1 protein-coding gene is annotated in these 1836 nt (G+C 72.9%); it reads left to right on the plus strand.

Features of this window, described 5'->3' with window-relative positions; all coding sequences use genetic code 11:
• Positions 1-1836 (plus strand): hydantoinase/oxoprolinase family protein (locus G7A99_RS25640; RefSeq protein ID WP_305792330.1); only part of this gene is annotated, 1836 nt, incomplete at both ends.

The raw sequence follows: 1836 nt of genomic DNA on the forward strand, positions 1-1836 counted from the left end.
CGGCCAGTGGCAGTTCTGGATCGACCGCGGCGGCACCTTCACCGACGTCATCGGTCGTCGCCCGGACGGGACCGTGCTCACCCGCAAGGTCCTCTCGGAGAACCCGGAGCGCTATCGCGACGCCGCCCTGCAGGGCATCCGCGAGCTGCTCGGTCTCGCCGACGGCGCACCGATCCCTGCGGATCAGCTCGAACACGTGAAGATGGGCACCACCGTGGCCACCAACGCGCTGCTCGAGCGCGACGGCGAGCGCACCCTGCTCGCCGTCACCCGCGGCTTCCACGACGCACTGCGCATCGGCTACCAGTCGCGCCCGGACATCTTCGCCCAGCACATCGAGCTGCCGGAGCTGCTCTACGAGCGCGTGGTGGAGATCGACGAGCGCCTGGGTGCGGACGGCGAGGTGATCGAGCCCCTGGACGAGGCCGCGGCGCGGCAGGCGCTGCAGGCGGCCTACGACGACGGCATCCGCGCGATCGCGATCTGCCTGGTCCACGGCTACCGCTACACCGACCACGAGGCGCGGCTCGCCGCGATCGCCGGGGAGATCGGCTTCACCCAGGTGTCGGTCTCCCACCGCGTGAGCCCGCTGATGCGCCTGGTCGGGCGTGGCGACACCACGGTGGTCGACGCCTACCTCTCGCCGATCCTGCGCCGCTACGCCGACCAGGTCGCCGGCGAGCTCGGCGACACCCGGCTGATGTTCATGAAATCCGATGGCGGGCTCACCGAGCACCGCTACTTCGAGGGCAAGGACGCCATCCTCTCCGGCCCCGCCGGGGGCATCGTCGGCTGCGTGCGCACCGCGGCGATGGCGGGTTACGAGCGCGTCATCGGCTTCGACATGGGCGGCACCTCCACGGACGTCTCCCACTACGCCGGCGAGTACGAGCGCAGCTTCGAGACCGTGATCGCCGGCATCCGCATGCGCGTGCCGATGCTCCAGATCCACACCGTCGCCGCCGGCGGCGGCTCCATCTGCCACTTCGACGGCAGCCGCTACCGGGTGGGGCCGGACTCCGCCGGCGCCGACCCGGGCCCGGCGTGCTACCGCCGGGGCGGGCCGCTCACGGTCACCGACTGCAACGTCATGCTCGGCAAGCTCCAGCCCGAGTTCTTCCCGCGGGTCTTCGGCCCCGAGGCGGACCGGCCCCTGGACGCCGCCGTCGTCCACGAGCGCTTCGCCGAACTGGCCGCGGCGATCCGCGAGGCCACCGGCGACGAGCGCAGCCCGGCGGCGGTGGCCGAGGGCTTCCTGCGCATCGCCGTGGAGAACATGGCCAACGCCATCAAGGAGATCTCGGTGCAGCGCGGCCACGACGTGACCGGCTACACCCTCAACTGCTTCGGCGGTGCCGGTGGCCAGCACGCCTGCCTGGTCGCCGACGCCCTGGGCATGACCCGGGTGCTGATCCACCCCCACGCCGGGGTGCTCTCCGCCTACGGAATGGGGCTCGCCGACCTCACCACCGTGCGCGAGATGCCCGTGGACGCCCCCCTGGACGACGCACTCGCGGCCCGCGTGGCCGCCGAGCTGGACCGCCTCGCCGAGGACGGGCTGGCGGAGCTCGCCGATCAGGGCTGCCCGCGGGAGCGGGTGAGCATGCGCCGGCGCCTGCACGCCAAGTACGAGGGCACCGACACCACCCTGGAGGTGGACCTGGACGACGCGGAGCGCAGCCGCGCCGCCTTCGAGGCGGAACACCGCCAGCAGTTCGGCTTCGTCATGCCCCACAAGCGGCTGGTGGTGGCCGCCGCGACCGTGGACCTCACCGGCGAGAGCGGCGCCCTGGACGACGAGACCCCGGTGGCCGGACGCGGCTCCGGCGCCCCCGA

It is taken from the genome of Arhodomonas sp. KWT, assembly GCF_010993615.1.